We start from the raw sequence: 17,892 nt of genomic DNA on the forward strand, positions 1-17,892 counted from the left end.
CATGGGGATCGTGGAAGGGTTCAGCTTCGACCTGACGGTGGTCTGGGCGTTCGTGATCGCGTTCGCCGTCCTCGTCTATGTCATCCTCGACGGGTTCGACCTTGGCCTGGGGATGCTGTTCGTGGTCGAGGCGAAGAAGCACGACCGCGACGTCATGATGAACAGCGTCGCCCCCGTGTGGGATGGCAACGAGACCTGGCTGATCCTGGGCGGCGGCGGCCTCTTCGCGGCGTTCCCGTTGGCATACGCGCTGATCCTGCCCGCCCTGTACGTCCCCGCCATCGCGATGCTGCTGGCGCTGATCTTCCGCGGCGTGGCGTTCGAGTTCCGCTGGCGCACGAAGCGGTGGGAGTGGGTCTGGGATCTGGCGTTCATCGGCGGATCGGCCGTCGCGGCCCTGAGCCAGGGCATCATCCTGGGCGCGATCCTGCAGGGCATCACCGTGGACGAGGGCGCGCGCGCCTATGCGGGCGGCTGGTGGGACTGGCTCACCCCGTTCAGCCTGACGGTCGGCGTCGCCGTGATGGTGGGCTACATGCTGCTCGGCGCGACGTGGCTGGTCATGAAGACCGAAGGGGATCTGCAGGAGCGGATGCGCGCGCGGGCCTGGCCCTTGGGTCTGGCGACGCTGGCATTCATCGGAACCGTCAGCCTTTGGACGCCGTTCCTGCAGGACGGATACTTCGTGCGGTGGTTCACCGGGGTGGGGTGGGCGATGGCGGGGGGAGTGGCGGCGGCCGTGGGCGTCGTGGCGCTGCTGATGTTTCGATCGCTGACGATCCACAACCACGAGTATCGGCCCTTCGTGCTGTCGCTGGTGCTGTTCGGCCTATGCTTTGTCGGCTTGGGGATCTGCATGTTTCCCTATATCGTTCCGACGCAGGTCACGCTTTGGGAAGCCGCGGCACCCCGCAACGCGCAGATCTTCATGCTGGTCGGCGCGGGCATCCTGATGCCCATCATCCTGGCCTATACGGCCTATGCCTATTGGGTGTTCCGCGGGAAGATAAACCCCGACGACGGGTACCACTGACATGCGGGCGCGGCGCATCGCGTGGTTCGTGGGCCTTTGGTGCGCGAGCGTGGGCACGTTGGGGGCGGTGGCCTGGGTCCTGAAGCTGTGGATCGGCTGATCGTCTGTCCCGCCCGGTCCGTTGCCGAACGGGATACGATGTGTTCGCCGTTCGATGCATCTTACGAATTGATCGAAAATCCGGCGGGTGCTTAGTGGATCCATCGTCACGATTGGTTCGAGGGTTTCCATCATGCGCATTCTTATCACGGCCGCCATGCTCGCCATGGCCATGGGGTCCGCGGCGTCCGCCGCGACCGTCACGATCCAGACGTTCTCCGCCGGTGACTACACCGGTGGGCTGAACGCCTCCGCCACGGTCGAGGATTTCGAGACTCGCAGCCAACTGTCGGGCAATTTCGAGGGCGCGTCGGGCGGCGTCGGCGCGAGCATCTCCGGCGGTGGGTTCGGCGAGTTGGCCGGTGCCCTCGGTACGCGTGTCGGCACCTTCGCGTCGCTCGGGGGAACGGGGTCGGGAACGACCTGTGGATCGCACGACCGCGCTTCGAACGGTTGTACCGGATTGGCCTTACAGAGCGGCAGCATCAACGGACAGGGCAACCTCCTGCCGGCGGGCGGTGTCGTCTCGCTGAATTCCAACGACACGCGCGGCATCCTGTGGGACGTTTCTCTGGATGGCGGGTCCGGCCTCTTCGATACCCTCCTGTTCGCAGTCCGCGACGCCGCGGATGTCGGGAAGCGCACGCTGTCGATCCTGGCCGGTGGAACGACCACGGTCTACGATACCGCGACCAATCCGGGATTGTTCGGCAACGGACTGGCGCAACTGGTTCGGATCAACTTCGGACAGCAGGTGACGTCCGCGCAGATCTCGATCGAGACCGGTGTGAACGACGGCTTCACCCTCGACGGTGCGGCGGCCTTGATCGCCGACCGGGACATCGTCGCCCCCGTTCCGTTGCCGGCAGGCATCGCGTTGCTGCTCGGGGGGCTGGGCTTCCTGGGCGCCGCGGGTCGGTTCCGCGGGAACCGTGCGATAGCCTGATCGATCATGACGGATACGGCTGGCCCGCGATCGCAAGATCGCGGGCCTTCGCCGTTGCCCCGCGCGGGGGCGTTCCCATGATGGTCTGGCGCTAGATTCCGTCGGACTTCGGATGGGCGGCCTGCGCCACGCCGATCATCGCGTCGCGCGTCACGCAAGCCGCGAGCGCGCCTTCGGTCCAACCTTCGGTGCCGTCCGGACGCATCGGGACCACTAGATACCGCATGTCGGCCGTCGAGTCGTGGACGCGGACCGCCACCCCTTCGGGCAGCGTGGTTCCGAATTCGCGCAGGACCGCCCGAGGTTCGCGAACGGTACGGCTGCGATATTCGCGTGACTTGTACCAATCGGGGGGAAGTCCCAGAAGGTTACGGGGATAACAGCTGCATAACGTGCACACGACCACGTTGTGGAGGTCGGGCGTGTTGGAGACCGCGATCAGCTTCATCGGCCCTACCTCGATCCCCAGTTCGCGACAGGCAGCGCTTCCGTCGGACCGCAGCCGATGATGGAAGTCCGGATCAGCCCAGGCACGGGCGACGACCCGCGCGCCTTGCGCGGGACCGCGATCGTCCATCGTCTGGACCTGAGCCCGAATTGCGGCGTCCGTCGTCACGCCCTTCTCGACCAGGAGTTCACGAATTGCGATCTCCATGCACTGCCAGTAGGTCAGCGGCTCGTCCTGATCGGGCCTGTAGGGATGCCCGGACGGAGAGAGCGGATCGTGGCCGTCATGCGGCATCGGGATCCTCCTCGATCGTAAGCCAGTGCGCGTAAATTTCCGCCTCCAACGTGTCGCCGGGATGCTCCGCATCGGCCCATAACTCGCCCATCGGGAACCGCACGCGATAGAGCGGCAGTGGCGTCGTCCGACGACCGTACGCCAACTCCTCCGGGTTGGGGAAAGGGCCTAGGACGCGCTCGACCACGCCAACCCGTCCTCGCAGGTAATGGGGGGTGCGGACGTGACCCGGCGGGGCGATGTCCGCGACCCGCACCCGGGTGCCCACCTCAACCACGTTGCGCGGTTCCATAGGTGTCGCCCCGCGCGCGCACGTCCCGCATCCGCGCGCCCAGTTCGGCGACGGTATAGGTGCCCTCTTCCAGAAGGTTCTGGTTCAGGGACGCGACCCAACGCTCGTAATACGTCATCGTCTCGAACGCGTCCTCGCCCATGTCCTCCAGGACCCTGCGCAGTCCATCGACCGTCATCAGACCCGCAGCCTGCGCGATCATCACGAGCGCATCGACGCGTTTCTCCCACAGGGCGAAGTCATAGTCGTCCCGCGGCACCCGTTCGGCGGCGTTGCCGCCCATGTCGTGCCATCGGCGGCCTGGATCGGGCATCGTCACGATCGGGCCGCCATCGCGTCAATCTGCGGTCCGAGACCGGGCATCGGGTATCCCGCGGCCTCCAGGCGGGACAGGATGTCGGCGGTGGGTACCTTGCCCGCAGAAGCCAAAGCCCAGAGGATCGCCGACCGGGTGCCGGACGCGCAGTATGCCACCGCGTCGCCTTCGGCGGCCTGCAAGGCCGCCCGCTGCTTGTCGACGGCATCCGCGGTGAGGCCCGGCATGGCAACCGGGTTCGCGACGAAGGTCAGGCCCGCCGCCTCCGCCGCGATGCGCATCGCATCCATCGCGTGCGAGGGCGGAACCTCCGCGTCGGGCCGGTTGCAGATCACGGTGGCGACGCCCCCCGCGGACAGGACGGCCATGTCCCCGGGTTCCAGCATGGGGGCGACGGACACGCCGTCGATCAAGGGTCGCAGTTCCATTCCATTACCCTTCCCCCGGGGCGGAGCGGGGTCAAGCGGGGTTTGCCTTGCGCGGCCGGGGCCTCGGCGCATACGGTCCGCGGCGGTGCCGGACGGGGAGGGGACGATGCGCTACCATGACCTCTACGCGAACGCGCAGGCGGACCCGGAAGGGTTCTGGATGCACGCCGCCCGCTCGATCGACTGGTCTGCACCTCCGTCGAAGGCGTTGCACGACGACGATGGGACTACGCCGCAATGGTTCGCAGATGGCATGGTCAACGGTTGCTGGAACGCGGTGGACCGCCACGTGGCGGCCGGTCAGGGCGATCGGACCGCGCTGATCCACGAAAGCCCCGTGACGGACGCCAGCGCGATCCTGACCTACGCGGAACTGAAGGATCGCGTGTCGCGGCTCGCGGGTTTGTTGACGGCCCACGGCGTGGGCGTAGGGGACCGCGTCCTCGTGTACATGCCGATGGTGCCGGAAGCGGTGATCGCGATGTTGGCCTGTGCCCGTATCGGTGCGATCCATTCGGTCGTCTTCGGCGGCTTCGCCAGCCGTGAACTCGCGTTGCGGATCGACGACGCCGAACCGTCCGTGATCCTGGCCGCCTCCTGCGGGATCGAGCCGTTGCGGGTGGTTCCCTACGGACCCTTGCTGGAAGGGGCACTCGACATCGCGTCTCATCGACCCGCGACGGTCGTGATGTTGCAGCGCGATGCAGGACCTGCCACCCTTCGCGACGGCTGGTTGGATTGGTTCGACGCCATCGCGGGCGCCGAACCAGCCGACTGCGTGCCCGTCCGGGGGGACCATCCGGCCTATATCCTCTACACCTCCGGGACGACCGGGGCGCCGAAGGGCGTGGTGCGTCCGACCGGCGGTCATCTTGTCGCACTCGATTGGACGATGGACGCGATCTACGATTGCCGACCGGGCGACGTCTTCTGGGCGGCGTCCGACGTGGGCTGGGTCGTGGGGCACAGCTATATCGTCTATGCCCCGCTGATCCACGGCTGCACGTCGATCATATACGAGGGGAAACCCGTCGGCACCCCGGACGCCGGCGCGTTCTGGCGGATCATGGCCCGGCACCGCGTGGCCGCGTTCTTCACCGCGCCGACGGCCTTCCGGGCGATGCGTCGTGCGGATCCGGATGGCGACATGGTGCGTGGGCAGGATCTGTCGGCCTTGCGGAACATCTTCCTGGCCGGCGAACGCGCCGATCCCCCGACGGTCGACTGGATCGCGCGCGTGTCGGGCAAGCCCGTGATCGATCATTGGTGGCAGACGGAAACGGGCTGGGCGATCGCGGCCAATCCGATCGGGATCGAACGTCTGCCGATCAAGATCGGATCACCCGGCGTGCCTATGCCGGGATACGAGGTGGCGGTCCTGGACGAAACCGGCCGGCCCGCCCTTGCGGGCGAACTGGGCGGCGTCGCGATCAAGTTGCCGATGGCGCCCGGCTGCCTGCCGACCCTTTGGAACGCCGAGGAGCGGTTCAGGTCCTCCTACCTCGCAAGCTATCCGGGATACTACGACACGGGCGATGCGGGGATCCTGGACGAGGATGGATGCCTCTGGATCATGGCGCGCACCGACGACGTCATAAACGTGGCCGGGCATCGGCTGTCCACCGGCGCGATGGAGGAGGTGCTGACCGCCCATCCGCACGTGGCCGAATGCGCCGTGATCGGGGCGGCCGATCCGCTCAAGGGCCAGGTTCCCGTCGGGCTGGTCTGCCTGAACGATGGCGCCGGTGCGTCGGCGGACGACGTGCCGGCCGCCTGCGTGGCGATGGTCCGGGACCGGATCGGTCCGGTCGCAGCCTTCCGGTCCGTCGCGGTGGTGCCCCGGTTGCCGAAGACACGGTCCGGAAAGACCCTGCGCGGCGTGATGACGAAGATCGCCGACGGCGCTCCCTGGTCCACCCCGGCCACGATCGACGACCCCGCCATCCTAACCGAGATCGCGGCGGCGCTTCGCAACCTCGGCTATCCGAAGGGGGCCGACGATCCATGACGGGGGAGATGCCGCAACCGCGCGAGCCTGCGTCGATGGATTTGATGGCGCACGACGTTCGTGCCGCCCTGGCGGATATCGTGGGGGGCGTCCGTCTGCTCGACGATGGCAAGCTCGCGCCGGGCGCCGTCCGCCAGGTCGAACGCGTCCGCGCCGCCGCCGAACTGCTGTCCCGCTTGGTGGAGGAGATGATGGACGGCGGCCTCGATCGCCCGCCGGACGACCGACCGCCCGCCGCCGTAGACCTGCGCAGGGTCCTCGACGACGTCATGGCCCGATGGCGCGGGGCCGCGGATCCCCTTGGCGTGACCATCGGGTTGCGGGTTGCGGACGATGTTCCCCGCGTCGTGCAGACCCGTCACCTCGGATTGCGGCGGATCGTCGACAACGTGTTGTCGAATGCGCTGCGGCATGCCCGTGGCCGGATCGACATCGACGTCCGTGCGCCCACCGCCGATCGGATCGTCCTGACGATACGGGACGATGGCCCCGGCTTTCCCCCAGACATCCTTCCGAACCTTTTCGGCAGCGGCACCAGGGGTGCCGGATCGACCGGATCCGGCTTGGGGCTGCACATCGCCGCCGGCCATTCGAGGGAGATCGGCGGTACGCTGACCGCGCGGAACGATCCCGATGGGGGTGCGATCGTGACGCTCGAATTGGGGGACCTGCACATCCTGCGCCCCTCGGAGGAGGACGTCGGAGTCGATCTGACCGGCATGCGCGTCCTCGTCGCCGACGACAGCGATACGGTGCGGACCGTGTTCGTCGGGATGTTGGAACAGATGGGTGCCGCGTGCGAAACGGCCGCGGACGGGGTGGTGGCGCTGAACTGGCTGGCACGCGAACGGTTCGACCTCGCCCTGATCGACATCGAGATGCCCATGCTGTCCGGACGCGAGGTCATCCGGGCGGAGCGCCTTCGGCAAGCGAAGGGCGTCGCACCGCCCCTGCCCATGATCGCGACGACCGCACACATATCCCGTCAGGTGAGGGATGCCATCCTGGAGGAGGGGGCCGACGGCGTCATCGACAAGCCGGTCCCGGATCGGCGAACGTTCGGTCGCATCCTCGACAGCATCCTGCGCGAGCTGCCGGCCGTTCCCCATTGGCAACCGGAGGCATCCGCCCCGCTCAGCCCGATCATGCTGGCCGAGCTTCTCCAAGCCGCCGGACCCGTTCATGCCGAAGAGGTCCTGATCCGGTTGACCCAAGATTTGCGTGACGCCGAAGCGGAACTGACGACGGCGTTGAACGGAGGCGACAAGCCCGCGACGCGGTTCCAGACCCATATCCTGCTGTCGCTGGCGGGCGCCGTCGGCGGTGTGCCGACGCAGACCGCGGCCCGGGCACTGAACGCTGCCGCCCATGACGGAGGGACAGGCGATCTGGATGCACTCGGAACGCAGTGTCTGAACGCGTTGGGTCGATTGCGGGCCGAGCTGGCGGTCGTCACGGACGGGATGACCCCACACTAGCCATACGTTTCCAGCATCCGCATCAGCGTCGCATGGCTGTCCGCGTCCTGGACCGTCTTGTCGTGCCGCCATCGCAGCATGCGCGGGAATCGCAGCGCGACACCGGATTTGTGCCGGGGGGATGCCTGGATCCCCTCGAAGCCGATCTCGAACACCTGTTCCGGGGTTACTTGCCGGACGGGGCCGAACCGGGCCAACGTGTTCTTGCGGACCCAAGCGGTGATCTTGCGGAACTCCGCGTCCGTGAGGCCACTGTAGGCCTTCGTGAAGGGGACGAGTTCGTTCCCCTTCCAAACGGCGAACGTGAAATCCGTATAAAGGTTCGCCCGGCGCCCATGCCCCGCCTGCGCATACACCATCACCGCGTCCAGGCTGAGCGGGTCCAGCTTCCACTTCCACCAATCGCCACGTTTGCGTCCGACGTGGAAGGGGCTGCTCAGTCGCTTCAGCATGATCCCTTCCGCCTGACGGTCGCGGGACTCTCGGCGCGCTTCGGCGAGTTCGTCCCACCCGGCGAACGGGATCATGGGCGAGGTGCGGATGGGTGCCGCCGCTGGAAGGTTCCGGAGCAGTGCCTCCAGCCTCGAGCGGCGCTCCCGCAGGGGCCGTTCGCGGATATCTTCACCTCCGTCTTCCAGCAGGTCGTAGGCGAAGAGGACCGCGGGCGCGTCCTTCAACAGCGACTTCGGCACGGTCTTGCGCCCGATGCGTCGCTGGAGGGCGGCGAAGCGCATGGGCTGGCCCGCCTCCGCGTCCCACGCCAGGATCTCTCCGTCCAGCACCGTCCCGGGGGGCAGGAAATCGATGCACCGCGCGAATTCCGGGAAGCGGTCGGTCATCAGCTCCTCGCCCCGGGACCACAGGTAATGCTTGCCGTCGCGCAGGATCAGTTGCCCCCGTATGCCGTCCCATTTCCATTCCGCCAGCCAGTCCGACGGGTCGCCGAGGATCGCGGGCCCTTCCTGGGGGTCGTAGCCCGGCGCGTTGTCGATCCCATGGGCTAGGCAGAACGGATAGGGTCGGGACAGGTCTGCTTCCGGATCGGGATGCGTCACGAGGCCGGCGAAGGTCGTGGTGCCCGGTGCCCAGTTCCCCATCAGCCGGTGTGCCAGCTCCGTTTCCGGTATATCGGTCGCCTGGGCCAGTGCGCGCGTCATCAGCTTCTGACTGACGCCCACACGAAAGCCACCGGTGATCAGCTTGTTGTATATGAACCGTTCGACGCCACCGAGGCGGTCCCACGCTTCCAGGATCGCGGTCCGCTTCGCGTCGTCCTCGACGTCCGACAATGCACGTATTTCGTCGATCCAACCGGACAGGGGGCGGTCGCTGGCGCGTGTCGGGTCGGGCAGGACGAGGTGGATCGTTTCAGCGAGATCGCCGACCTTGTCATAGCTTTCCTGGAACAGCCACATCGGCAACCCGGCCAGGTTGGCCCCCCATTCGGCCAGACGGTTCGCGGTGACGGTGCGTTTCGGGCGGCGTCCGGATAGGAGCGCGATGGTCCATAGCTTGTCGGGATCGTCCGCCTCCCGGAAGTAGGACGCGAGGGCGGCGGTCTTGCGCGACGTCTTCGTCGTCTGGTCCAGTTCGTTGAACAGCCGAGCGAACCGCTTCATCCCGTCACCCGCAGGAACCGACCGATCGACGCGATGGCGGCATCGGCCGCGGGCGTCAGTCCGACCATCATCTGCCAATCGTGCGGAACGCCGCGCCATCGCTCGACGCGAACCGACGCCCCGGCCTCCGCCAAGCGGCGTGCGACGGCATCCGCATCACCCTCCATCATCTCGCCCTCGGCGATCTGGATCAGGGTGCGTGGCGGGTCGGTCCACTCGGCATGGATGGGCGAGGCACGTGGATCACGCGGGTCGACGTTGGGAGGGAGATAGGCGGCAAGGAAGCGGCGGAGGACCGAAGGCGGAAAGATCATGTCATCGGACCCTTCGGGTACCGGACGGGTCGGATCGAGGTCGACCGGCGGCGACAGAAGGACCATTTGGGCGATCCTCGCGGGCCGGGTGGCCGCAAGGGACAGCGCGATGTTGGCGCCGGCGCTGTCGCCGCCGAGGTCGCAGTCCCCCAGGTCGTCCAGCACCGCACGGCAATCCTCCCATCCGGCGGGGAACGGATGTTCGGGCGCCAAACGGTATCGCGGGGCGACGACCGTTCGGTTCGATTGGCGTGTCACCGCATCGATCAGGGGTGCGTGCGTGTCGGGCGAGCACATCACGAAGCCGCCCCCGTGTATCCAGATCATCGGACGGGTGTCCGTCGGGGCGGAGGGCTGCGAAACTCGGCAGGGAATGCCGGCGATCGTCCTTTCCCGTACCACGACGTCGGGCGTCCTGGGACGGCCCCGGGCGGCCATGTCCATGAACCGGCGGCGAATCGACCAGGGTGTGGGGACGGCAAGGGAGGGTCTCACGATGCCGCGCGCGACCAGGGTGGCCATCCTGTCACGCCAATGGCCCGCGTCGTATATCACCTCCTCATGCATCGAGGGGGGTTCCATTCGGGGTCCCATGGGAGGCGAGGAAGTCCCCCAAGTCGGAGAGGGCGTCATCGGCGACGCGCAGGAAGCCTGCGGCGAGGTGCCAGGCGTGCGGCAGTCCCCTGCCGCGAACCAACGTGACCGCGCCCCCTCCGGCCTCCATCGCGGCCCCGAGGCGGAGGCTATCCTCTTCCAGAAGCTCGCCGGCGGAGCAATGGATGGTCACGGGCGGGCAGGCGGGGAACGCGGCCTGCCCAGGGGACAGATCCGGGTCCGACGGATCCGCGCCGGGCGCATAGGCGTCCAAGATGCGCTGCAGCATCGGTACGGACAGGAACATAGGATCGGCGCCTGTGGCGATGCGACGGGCCGGGTCGAGTTCGGCCGCGGGGGCGATCAGCGCGACCGCCACGGGCGGCGTAGCTGCTAACAGCAAGCGCGCGAGCACGGATGCCGCGAGGGTCGCGCCCGCGCTGTCGCCGCCGAGGGCGATGGGTTCCCGCCCAGACATGGCGCCCGCGACGGCGAGGCAGTCCTGGAATCCAGCCGGGAAGGGATGTTCCGGTGCGAGGCGATAGCGCGGAACCACGACCCGAAATCCGCGCCGAGCGATCCGGTCGGTTATGCGTGCATGGCTGTTCGGGGAGCCAGCGACGAAGGCCCCGCCGTGGCACCATACCAGTGCGGGGGCGGCAGGCCCCGGCGATGCGATACGACACGGTACCCCTCCAACGTCCCGCCATTCGACGGTCAGCCCGGCGGCTCGGCGGCGAGGCGTGACCATTGCGAAGGCGGCGCGAAACACCCACCACGGCCAGGGCAGCATTAAGAGTGGGCGCGCGACCCATTTGGAGGCCATGCCCAGCAGCACCGCCCCAACGGTGTCGGCATCGTAACGCGCTTCCATCATGCCGCGTCGGCCACGTCCGCGTCGGCATCCGCGTCCAGCGCCTCGCCCTGGTATTCTGTGCTGACGGTGTGCGCGTCGAATCCCTGATCCCGCAGCCACCGCTCGAACACCGTCGTATAGCCATGGGTGACGAAGATGCGCGACGCCCCAGTCTCGCGGACCGCATGGTTCAGGCCGGCCCAGTCCGCATGGTCCGAGATCACGAACCCACGATCTGCGGCTCGCCTGCGCCGGACGCCGCGCATCGTCATCCAACCCGACGCGATGCCCGTGGAACAGGGACCGAACTTGCGGATCCATCCCCCCGCCAGGGCGGATGGCGGCGCGATGACCAGTCCTCCCGCATGGGCCTTCAAGTCGATGTCCTTAGTCACGCGTACCGTATCGGGCAGGATCACGCCCTGCTCCCGAAGGACGGCGTTCGTGTTCTCGACGGCACCGTGAGTCAGGATGGGGCCGATGCCGGGGTCCACCATCGACATGATCCGTTGGGCTTTCCCGAGCGCATAGGCACCGATCACGCTGAACCGTCCGTCCGCGGCGTTGACCGACCACCATGCGTTCAACTGGCGGGACAACTCCGCCTCCGGCAGCCATTTGAAGATCGGCAGGCCAAAGGTGCATTCCGTCACGAAGGCATGGCAGGCCACGGGCTCCCATGGTTCGGACAGCGCATCCGGACCGGTCTTGTAATCACCCGATACGACCCAGACCTCGCCTCGGTGCTCGACGCGGATCTGCGCCGAACCCGGAACGTGCCCTGCGGGGAAGAACGTGACGTCGACATCCCCGATACGGCGGACCTCGCCGTACGTGATGTCCTCCGCGCGAATGTCGCCCAAACGGTGCCGCATGACGGGCAGCGCCGCCTGCGTGGCCAGATAGCGGCCATGCCCGGGATAGGAATGGTCGGCGTGGCCATGCGTTATCAACGCACGCGGCACGGGCCGCCACGGATCGATGTAGAAGTCTCCGGCGGGACAGAAGATCCCCTCGTCCCTGAATTCCAGCACCATGGCGCCCGCGCCCCCACGTCCGTCCCTTCGGGTTCAGATAGGGCGGGTCGTCCACGGGCCAATCGCGGAGTCAGTCGGGGGTGATCAAGGCGAGTTCGCCGTCGTCCTCCATCTGACGTATGGCGACGGCCACGGCCTTCTTGCCCGCCTCCCCGCGCTCCGGCGCGATCTCTCCCGCATCTTCCAACTCGGCGCGGGTCTGGTCCGCCAGACGACCGGACAGGTTCGCCAACAGGAAATGAACAACCGTTCCCTCGACATCCTGCTCCGACGACAGGGCAGCCAGGAGGTCCTCGGCGGCCACGGCGCGCACGACCCGCGGAACGTCGCGGGCATCGAGCCGGTCGGGTATGTTCTCCCAGGAGAACACGGCGGCACGCACCGCGCTGGCGAAATCGGGCGACTGGTCGTCGAGCGTCTGCAGCATGGCGGTGCGCTCTCCGAAGCCGGACGCGTTCAAAATAGCGCCCAGGCGATCGACGGGCGTCTTCTGGAACGCCTTCGACGGGGTGGACGACGCGGCCCGCCCCAACGAGAGGCCGACCCGTGCTACCGTGGCCGGTGGGATCGCATCTGTGGCGGAAAAGGCAACCGCGATGTCGCCCATGCGCTCGGGTGGTAGGTCGGCCACCAAGCCCGCGGCCCGTTCGGCCGGCAGCTTCGACAGGACGATGGCGCAGATCGTGGGGCTCTCGGTTCGCAGCATGTCCTGCAGAACCTCCGGAGGCATCGCGAGGAGGCCCTCCCAAACCGACGCGCCGACATCGGGGACGACGTCGGGCGGCAGTTCGGCCGTCAGATCCTGGATGACGGACGGGGACAGCGTGCCGTCCAGGGCGCCCAGGGTTTTCGCCAGCCCATCGGGGAAGCGCAGGCCAGCGGCGTCGAGCACTTCGGTGAATTCGGCGGCAGTGGCCATCAACGTCGCTTGGTCGACGAAACGCAGTTTCGCGATCGATCGAGCCAGTGTCCGCTGAAGGTTCGGCGGCAGCTCACCCACGCCGGGATCGACGCCGCCCTGCACGAGGAGATGAACGATGACCGCCGCCTTCTCGGCCTTGGTCAGGGGGAGCACCGGATGCGAGAGGGGCTGGTTCATGGATCACGCGCGGTGGAAGGGTCGTGCGTGGGGATGGCAGGTCGCCCTTAAGAAACCATTGCGTTCACGCGATCAGACCTTCCGTCTCGTCCGCGCCGATCATGAGGTTCAGGTTCTGGATCGCGGTCCCCGATGCGCCCTTCCCCAGATTGTCGAGAACGGCGACCACGGTTATGCGATCGTATCCATTCCCGTGGACGGACAACTCCATGCGGTTCGTCCCGTTCAACCGCTGCGGGTCCACCCTGTCCTGGGCCATGGCCACGCGGACGAACGGATCGCCGGCATAGAACTCGCGTAAGGCGGCCTCGAGCCGCTGGGCGCCGGGAACACCTCCGCCCAGCATGTCCGCGTGAAGGTGAAGCTGTACCGCCATACCCTGCCGGAAGTTGCCAACCATCGGCTGGAACGCGGGCGTCCGCGTCAATCCCCCGTATTCGACGATCTCCGCCAAGTGCTTGTGCGATTGCCCGAGAGCATAGAGGAAGCAGGCGGGTGCCGTTCCGGCTTCGAACTCCGCGATCAGGGACTTGCCCCCGCCGGAGTATCCCGACACCCCCGTCAAGGTCACTGGGGCGGTCGCCGGAACGATGCCGGCATCCGTCAACGGACGCAGCATCGCGATGGATCCGGTGGCATAGCAGCCGACGTTGGCCACGCGCACGGCATCGCGTATCGCATTGCGCGCGCCGGGCAGTTCCGGCATCCCATAGACCCAACCCTCCTTCACGCGATGGGCCGTGGAGGCGTCGATCAAGCGCGTCGGGCCAGCCATGGCCGCGGCCTGGATCGCGGCATCGTCCGGCAGGCACAGGATCGCCACGTCCGCCTGGCCGTAAGCTTCCGCGCGAGCCCCGTCGTCCTTCCGGCGGTCCTCCTCCAATCGGATCAGGGTGATGTCGCCCCGATCGGCGAGCCGGTCCCGGATCCGAAGGCCGGTTGTCCCGGCTTCCCCGTCGATGAAGACCTTCGTCATGCGCCAATCCCTCCTGCCGGCCCGCAGATAGGGCAGGGATCGCGGAACGGAAAGGCCCCGCGCCGGTCGCCCGGGCGGGGCCTTCCGTTCGTCGCACGCGACACAGTCAGGCGTTGGCGTCCGCCAGGCATTTGCCCTCGTCGGCATTCCAGCTCGATCCGGGTGCACAGCTCTGAGCCTGCTGGTACTTGTCGTAGTTGCAGCCCTGTGCAGCTGCGGCCAAGGGGGCCGCGGTCAGGACAAGCGCGGCAAGGATCGTCTTCGTCTTGGTCATCGAAAGGCTCCCGTCGTTGGATGATGACGCAACGTTAGCGCGACCGGGCGCCGGCGCAAAAGTCGAAATCGTCGCAGGGGGTCAGGAATGGCCGAACACGCGGGCGAAGATCGTATCGACGTGCTTGGTGTGATAACCGACGTCGAAGGCCGAGGCGATGTCCTCCGGGCTCAGGGCGGCCGTCACCTCCGGATCGTTCGAAAGCTCGCTTCGAAAATCCGCGCCATTTTCCCAGACCTTCATCGCGTTGCGTTGCACCAAACGATACGCATCGTCCCGCGTGACGCCCGCCTGCGTCAGGGCGAGAAGGACACGCTGCGACATGACGAGGCCGCCCAACTTGTCCAGGTTCGCTGCCATGTTGTCCGGATGGACGACGAGTTCGCTTATAACGCCGGTCAGCCGGTGGAGGGCGAAATCCAACGTGATCGTGGCGTCCGGTCCGATCATTCGTTCGACGCTCGAATGGCTGATGTCCCGCTCGTGCCACAGAGTCACGTTCTCCATCGCAGGAACGACGGCCGACCGTACCATCCGCGCCAACCCGGTAAGGTTCTCCGTCAGGACGGGATTGCGCTTGTGTGGCATGGCGGACGAGCCCTTCTGTCCCTTGCCGAAGGCCTCCTCCGCCTCCAGCACTTCGGTACGCTGCATGTGCCGGATCTCCGTCGCGACGTTCTCGACGCTGCTGGCGACCACCCCCAGGGCCGCGAAGAAGGCGGCGTGGCGGTCGCGCGGGACGACCTGCGTGCTGATCGGTTCCGGCTCGAGGCCCATCATCGCGCAGACATGTGCCTCCACGGCGGGGTCGACGTTTGCGAAGGTGCCGACTGCGCCGCTGATCGCGCCCGTCGCGACCTCCTCGCGCGCCGTCCGCAGGCGCCGTAAGTTGCGTGCCATCTCGGCGTGGAAGCGCGCGAAGGTCAGGCCCATCGTCACGGGTTCCGCGTGGATGCCGTGGCTGCGCCCTATGCGGACCATGTCCTTCGTCTCGAACGCCCGGCGTTCCAGCGCGTCCAGCAGGCCCTTCATGTCGGCGATCAGGATATCCGCGGCGCGGCAGAGCTGGACGTTGAACGTGGTGTCGAGGACGTCCGAGGACGTCATGCCCTGGTGGACGAAGCGCGCGTTCTCCGGCCCCGCGATCTCGGCCAAATGGGTCAGGAAGGCGATGACGTCGTGCCGCGTCTCCCGCTCGATCGCGTCGATGCGCTCGACGTCGAAGGTCGCGTCGGCGGCCTTCCAGACGGCCGCCGCGTTCGCAGCCGGGATGGTGCCCGCCTCGGCCATGGCATCGCCGGCATGAGCCTCGATCTCGAACCAGATGCGGAACTTCGTTTCCGGCAACCAGATCGCAACCATTTCGGGGCGGGAATAGCGCGGAATCATGGCTGACCTTTCCTGCAAACCGCGGTCCGCCTAGCGTCGGCACCGATGGGCCGCAAGGATGGGACATGACGGGGACGGACACATCGACGCGGTTGCACCTGCGACGCCTCGTCGGCGCGTGGCAGGTCGTGCGCCGCATCCGCCACGACGACGGCGCGATCGCCTCGTTCGACGGCATCTGCCGATGGGCCTGGTCCGACGGCGCCCTCCAGGCGCGCGAGGTGGGGCTGCTGACGACCGGACGGGTGAAGGTCAAGGCGCACCGCGTTACATGGTGGCGGACCTTGGGCGACATGGTGCAGGTCACCTTCGAGAACGGGCGCCCCTTCCACCTGATCGCGCCGGAACCGATGCCGTCGGCTACGCACAATTGCATGCCCGATACCTACCAAATCGCCTATGACTTCAGGGAATGGCCGACATGGACCTGCCGGTGGCGGGTCGACGGACCGGCGAAGGCCTATGCCGCGACGACGACCTATCGACGGTTCTGAGGCCGGCCGGGCGGGGGACACGGGATCGACGCACCGAAGCGTCGGCATCGCTGCTGCCCATCCTCAGCGCAGGATGTCGCGACCCATCTGCCGGAACAGATCGACGTAGTCGAGCATCACCCAGTTCTCCGCGATCCGCCCATCGGCGCAGCGGTAGAAGTCCATGACCCGCAGCGTCAGAGGGAGGCCGGTGGCCGCGACGCCGAGATAGTCACCCCGGTGTGTCATCGTCATCGACGGCCAGCCGGACACGGCGGCATACGACCCATCGCCGATTCGGCAATAGTGGTCACCGCCCTTCCGATCGGGGAAGGCGGTGACGAACGGCGCCCGGTGGTCCTTGACGAACCCATCCCATCGATAGTTCGATCCGATACCGGCGGGCCCGTACCACAGCATGTCATCGGCCCAGGTCCCGTCCTCGCCCGTCTGCCCTGCGCTTCCGAACGTCTCGGGATCATAGACGTGGAGGTCCCCGAGCATCCGTTCGACCAGATCGAGCGATCCGGCGCCGCTCGCCTGGTCGGGACAGACGCCGTCATGGGTCGCCGGACCCGGAAACGTCACCTCCGTTCCCAGCGTCACGCCGTAGGGGTCGCGACCAGCCTGACGCATGAGATCCGGGAGGTCCGCGATCACGTGGGCTCGGTCGATCCGACCGTCGCCGTTGATGCGATAGAAGGCACCCATCCGCAGGAAGGCCAATCGGTCCGACGGCGCCACGCCCCAGAGCGATCCGACATGCGTTCCGACGACGTGCGTGACGGTCGCCACCCAACGACCCCCTATCTCGCGCCGGTTGTCCCCTCCGATCACGATCTCATCCCGGAAACGCGGTGCGGCGAGGGCACGGCGCAGGGGCCGGAACATGCCGTCGAGCACCGCGTCGCGGCCGTGCAAGTCCTCCACCGGCGCCATCCCGTGCCAGTCCACCGCATCCGACAGGATCGCGGCGGCGTGGGTGGTCAAGTCGCGATCGCCGCAGGTCAGCAGGTCGTTCAGTCCGGCGACGGTTCGAGCACGAAAATCGGTCATTCGGTATCGTCCCTCGGGCGCGGGGATGGCCACGGTTCCATATCGTCGCGTTCCCCCATATGGCGGGAGATGTGCGGGCGTGGCGGAATTGGTAGACGCATGGGACTTAAAATCCCTTGGCCTCGTGCCGTGCGGGTTCGAGTCCCGCCGCCCGTACCACTCCGTTCCCGAACCCGACCGCCGCCTGACGGAGCGTCCCGCTCCGCCGGATGGCGACGCGTTAGATCACGAGGCTCAGATGCCGTTCGTCGGCGGTCACGGTGACGGGACGCTTCTGCCGGCGGGATTGACGCTGCAACAGACCGAACTGCACCTCCGACCCGGCCAGGTCGGGCGGCACGTCGCCGCGACCCAGCGACTGCCAGAGCGGTTCGTCCACGCGCAGGCGTTCGGCGGTGACATGCAGGACCCAGCAGGCATCGTTGCGGGTCACCTCGACCACAGCGCCCCAAGGGATCGCCACCTCGATGCAGTTCAACCCGAGCAGCGCCAAACGCATTTCGGCTCGGGGCCGTTCGTCCTGATCGCGCCAATGCACCTTGGTCCGCGTGTCGCGGTACATGGCGCGCACGATGTCGATGACGTCGCGGGCGGGGATCATCTGCGTTCCATCGCCGGCACCGAATGCCAGGCGGAAGAACCGCAGCCGCGCCAGCGCGGCGTCGAGCGAGCCGCGGATCAGGGCCAACTCCTCGGTGCCCGTGCCGCCCGACAGTTCCAGAAGCTCCAGCCCGTTGCCGATCGCCCCCAGCGGCGAGGCGAGGTCGTGGCACAAGCGGGACCCCGTCAATGCGACCAGATCGGGCTCGTCCACCGAGTCGCGTCGCGCTACGTCGTCGGAGGTCGTCATCGCGGATGCCCCC

General features: G+C 67.4%; 20 protein-coding genes and 1 tRNA gene. 7 read left to right on the forward strand and 14 right to left on the reverse strand.

All coding sequences use genetic code 11. The annotated features are described in order from the left end of the window. Position 1 precedes the first annotated feature (1 nt). The 3 genes from cydB to P0084_RS00140 all read left to right on the forward strand — a co-directional run bounded on the left by cydB (position 2) and on the right by P0084_RS00140 (position 2,078). The gene (gene cydB / locus P0084_RS00130; protein ID WP_308914772.1) at positions 2–1,033 is read left to right on the forward strand and encodes a cytochrome d ubiquinol oxidase subunit II; all 1,032 of its coding nucleotides are present in this window, start codon (positions 2–4) and stop codon (positions 1,031–1,033) included. Position 1,034: 1 nt separating this feature from the next. Then, a complete protein-coding gene (locus P0084_RS00135) occupies positions 1,035–1,133 on the forward strand; it encodes a DUF2474 family protein (protein ID WP_308914773.1) in 99 nt (32 codons plus the stop codon). A 132-nt stretch (positions 1,134–1,265) separates the two neighbouring features. Further along, on the forward strand, positions 1,266–2,078 hold the full coding sequence (locus P0084_RS00140) for a VPLPA-CTERM sorting domain-containing protein (RefSeq protein WP_308914774.1): 813 nt from the start codon (positions 1,266–1,268) through the stop codon (positions 2,076–2,078). Between the two features lie 91 nt (positions 2,079–2,169). Here P0084_RS00140 and nthA read toward each other — a convergent pair whose 3' ends face one another. Genes nthA through P0084_RS00160 form a run of 4 tightly spaced genes read right to left on the reverse strand, consistent with a single transcriptional unit; the run spans position 2,170 to position 3,856 of the window. Then, positions 2,170–2,820, reverse strand: coding sequence for a nitrile hydratase subunit alpha (gene nthA, locus P0084_RS00145; RefSeq protein WP_308914775.1), 651 nt, complete (start codon positions 2,818–2,820; stop codon positions 2,170–2,172). Continuing rightward, positions 2,810–3,088, reverse strand: coding sequence for an SH3-like domain-containing protein (locus P0084_RS00150; RefSeq protein WP_308915049.1), 279 nt, complete (start codon positions 3,086–3,088; stop codon positions 2,810–2,812). Before P0084_RS00150 ends, nthA begins: the two co-directional genes overlap by 11 nt. Before the next feature lies 1 nt (position 3,089). Beyond that, positions 3,090–3,395, reverse strand: a complete 306-nt coding sequence (locus tag P0084_RS00155) for an SH3-like domain-containing protein (protein ID WP_308914776.1) — start codon at positions 3,393–3,395, stop codon at positions 3,090–3,092. A 32-nt stretch (positions 3,396–3,427) separates the two neighbouring features. Next, the gene (locus P0084_RS00160; RefSeq protein WP_308914777.1) at positions 3,428–3,856 is read right to left on the reverse strand and encodes a protein tyrosine phosphatase family protein; all 429 of its coding nucleotides are present in this window, start codon (positions 3,854–3,856) and stop codon (positions 3,428–3,430) included. Between the two features lie 106 nt (positions 3,857–3,962). On the opposite strand from P0084_RS00160, the gene P0084_RS00165 reads away from it, so the two are divergent. Beyond that, positions 3,963–5,864 carry an AMP-binding protein gene (locus P0084_RS00165; protein ID WP_308914778.1) on the forward strand — a complete coding sequence of 634 codons (1,902 nt, stop codon included), beginning with the start codon at positions 3,963–3,965 and terminating at the stop codon, positions 5,862–5,864. Further along, positions 5,861–7,342 (forward strand): hybrid sensor histidine kinase/response regulator, encoded by a 1,482-nt coding sequence (locus tag P0084_RS00170; protein ID WP_308914779.1) that lies wholly within the window; start codon positions 5,861–5,863, stop codon positions 7,340–7,342. The genes P0084_RS00165 and P0084_RS00170 overlap by 4 nt, the downstream gene beginning before the upstream one ends. Here the strand turns inward: P0084_RS00170 and P0084_RS00175 are convergent. The 8 genes from P0084_RS00175 to purB form a co-directional block, all read right to left on the reverse strand. Next, positions 7,339–8,961: an ATP-dependent DNA ligase gene (locus P0084_RS00175; RefSeq protein ID WP_308914780.1), complete on the reverse strand. Its 1,623-nt coding sequence runs from the start codon at positions 8,959–8,961 to the stop codon at positions 7,339–7,341. The genes P0084_RS00170 and P0084_RS00175 overlap by 4 nt on opposite strands. After that, positions 8,958–9,602: an alpha/beta hydrolase gene (locus tag P0084_RS00180; protein WP_308914781.1), complete on the reverse strand. Its 645-nt coding sequence runs from the start codon at positions 9,600–9,602 to the stop codon at positions 8,958–8,960. The genes P0084_RS00175 and P0084_RS00180 overlap by 4 nt, the downstream gene beginning before the upstream one ends. A 232-nt stretch (positions 9,603–9,834) precedes the next feature. Beyond that, the gene (locus P0084_RS00185) at positions 9,835–10,746 is read right to left on the reverse strand and encodes an alpha/beta hydrolase fold domain-containing protein (RefSeq protein WP_308914782.1); all 912 of its coding nucleotides are present in this window, start codon (positions 10,744–10,746) and stop codon (positions 9,835–9,837) included. After that, complete coding sequence (locus P0084_RS00190) at positions 10,743–11,762, reverse strand: ligase-associated DNA damage response exonuclease (protein WP_308914783.1); 1,020 nt, start codon at positions 11,760–11,762, stop codon at positions 10,743–10,745. Before P0084_RS00190 ends, P0084_RS00185 begins: the two co-directional genes overlap by 4 nt. 70 nt (positions 11,763–11,832) lie before the next feature. Further along, positions 11,833–12,861 carry a FliG C-terminal domain-containing protein gene (locus P0084_RS00195; protein ID WP_308914784.1) on the reverse strand — a complete coding sequence of 343 codons (1,029 nt, stop codon included), beginning with the start codon at positions 12,859–12,861 and terminating at the stop codon, positions 11,833–11,835. 64 nt (positions 12,862–12,925) lie between these two features. Next, positions 12,926–13,837: an N-acetyl-gamma-glutamyl-phosphate reductase gene (gene argC / locus P0084_RS00200; RefSeq protein WP_308914785.1), complete on the reverse strand. Its 912-nt coding sequence runs from the start codon at positions 13,835–13,837 to the stop codon at positions 12,926–12,928. Positions 13,838–13,943: 106 nt separating this feature from the next. Next, the gene (locus tag P0084_RS00205; protein WP_308914786.1) at positions 13,944–14,111 is read right to left on the reverse strand and encodes a hypothetical protein; all 168 of its coding nucleotides are present in this window, start codon (positions 14,109–14,111) and stop codon (positions 13,944–13,946) included. An 81-nt stretch (positions 14,112–14,192) separates the two neighbouring features. Continuing rightward, complete coding sequence (gene purB, locus P0084_RS00210; protein ID WP_308914787.1) at positions 14,193–15,500, reverse strand: adenylosuccinate lyase; 1,308 nt, start codon at positions 15,498–15,500, stop codon at positions 14,193–14,195. Between the two features lie 65 nt (positions 15,501–15,565). Between purB and P0084_RS00215 the strand changes: the two genes are divergently transcribed. Next, the gene (locus P0084_RS00215; RefSeq protein ID WP_308914788.1) at positions 15,566–15,994 is read left to right on the forward strand and encodes a DUF6314 family protein; all 429 of its coding nucleotides are present in this window, start codon (positions 15,566–15,568) and stop codon (positions 15,992–15,994) included. A 63-nt stretch (positions 15,995–16,057) separates the two neighbouring features. Here the strand turns inward: P0084_RS00215 and P0084_RS00220 are convergent, their stop codons facing one another. Continuing rightward, a complete protein-coding gene (locus tag P0084_RS00220; protein WP_308914789.1) occupies positions 16,058–17,029 on the reverse strand; it encodes a nuclear transport factor 2 family protein in 972 nt (323 codons plus the stop codon). Positions 17,030–17,102: 73 nt separating this feature from the next. On the opposite strand from P0084_RS00220, the gene P0084_RS00225 reads away from it, so the two are divergent. Continuing rightward, positions 17,103–17,188: transfer RNA gene (locus P0084_RS00225), tRNA-Leu, on the forward strand. 61 nt (positions 17,189–17,249) lie between these two features. Here P0084_RS00225 and P0084_RS00230 read toward each other — a convergent pair. Beyond that, the gene (locus P0084_RS00230) at positions 17,250–17,879 is read right to left on the reverse strand and encodes a histidine phosphotransferase family protein (RefSeq protein ID WP_308914790.1); all 630 of its coding nucleotides are present in this window, start codon (positions 17,877–17,879) and stop codon (positions 17,250–17,252) included. Positions 17,880–17,892 lie beyond the last annotated feature (13 nt).

Source organism: Jannaschia maritima, assembly GCF_030973515.1.
Taxonomy (GTDB): domain Bacteria; phylum Pseudomonadota; class Alphaproteobacteria; order Rhodobacterales; family Rhodobacteraceae; genus Jannaschia; species Jannaschia maritima.

Excerpts from the sequence above, each read along its gene's own strand:
- P0084_RS00180 (WP_308914781.1), bottom strand. The coding sequence starts at position 9,602 with ATGATCTGGATACACGGGGGCGGCTTCGTGATGTGCTCGCCCGACACG.
- purB (WP_308914787.1), bottom strand. The coding sequence starts at position 15,500 with ATGATTCCGCGCTATTCCCGCCCCGAAATGGTTGCGATCTGGTTGCCG.
- P0084_RS00140 (WP_308914774.1), top strand. The coding sequence starts at position 1,266 with ATGCGCATTCTTATCACGGCCGCCATGCTCGCCATGGCCATGGGGTCC.
- P0084_RS00135 (WP_308914773.1), top strand. The coding sequence starts at position 1,035 with ATGCGGGCGCGGCGCATCGCGTGGTTCGTGGGCCTTTGGTGCGCGAGC.
- P0084_RS00230 (WP_308914790.1), bottom strand. The coding sequence starts at position 17,879 with ATGACGACCTCCGACGACGTAGCGCGACGCGACTCGGTGGACGAGCCC.
- P0084_RS00190 (WP_308914783.1), bottom strand. The coding sequence starts at position 11,762 with ATGGTGCTGGAATTCAGGGACGAGGGGATCTTCTGTCCCGCCGGAGAC.
- nthA (WP_308914775.1), bottom strand. The coding sequence starts at position 2,820 with ATGCCGCATGACGGCCACGATCCGCTCTCTCCGTCCGGGCATCCCTAC.
- P0084_RS00215 (WP_308914788.1), top strand. The coding sequence starts at position 15,566 with ATGACGGGGACGGACACATCGACGCGGTTGCACCTGCGACGCCTCGTC.
- P0084_RS00175 (WP_308914780.1), bottom strand. The coding sequence starts at position 8,961 with ATGAAGCGGTTCGCTCGGCTGTTCAACGAACTGGACCAGACGACGAAG.
- P0084_RS00205 (WP_308914786.1), bottom strand. The coding sequence starts at position 14,111 with ATGACCAAGACGAAGACGATCCTTGCCGCGCTTGTCCTGACCGCGGCC.
- P0084_RS00165 (WP_308914778.1), top strand. The coding sequence starts at position 3,963 with ATGCGCTACCATGACCTCTACGCGAACGCGCAGGCGGACCCGGAAGGG.
- P0084_RS00220 (WP_308914789.1), bottom strand. The coding sequence starts at position 17,029 with ATGACCGATTTTCGTGCTCGAACCGTCGCCGGACTGAACGACCTGCTG.
- P0084_RS00185 (WP_308914782.1), bottom strand. The coding sequence starts at position 10,746 with ATGATGGAAGCGCGTTACGATGCCGACACCGTTGGGGCGGTGCTGCTG.
- cydB (WP_308914772.1), top strand. The coding sequence starts at position 2 with ATGGGGATCGTGGAAGGGTTCAGCTTCGACCTGACGGTGGTCTGGGCG.
- P0084_RS00160 (WP_308914777.1), bottom strand. The coding sequence starts at position 3,856 with ATGGAACTGCGACCCTTGATCGACGGCGTGTCCGTCGCCCCCATGCTG.
- P0084_RS00195 (WP_308914784.1), bottom strand. The coding sequence starts at position 12,861 with ATGAACCAGCCCCTCTCGCATCCGGTGCTCCCCCTGACCAAGGCCGAG.
- P0084_RS00170 (WP_308914779.1), top strand. The coding sequence starts at position 5,861 with ATGACGGGGGAGATGCCGCAACCGCGCGAGCCTGCGTCGATGGATTTG.
- P0084_RS00155 (WP_308914776.1), bottom strand. The coding sequence starts at position 3,395 with ATGGGCGGCAACGCCGCCGAACGGGTGCCGCGGGACGACTATGACTTC.
- argC (WP_308914785.1), bottom strand. The coding sequence starts at position 13,837 with ATGACGAAGGTCTTCATCGACGGGGAAGCCGGGACAACCGGCCTTCGG.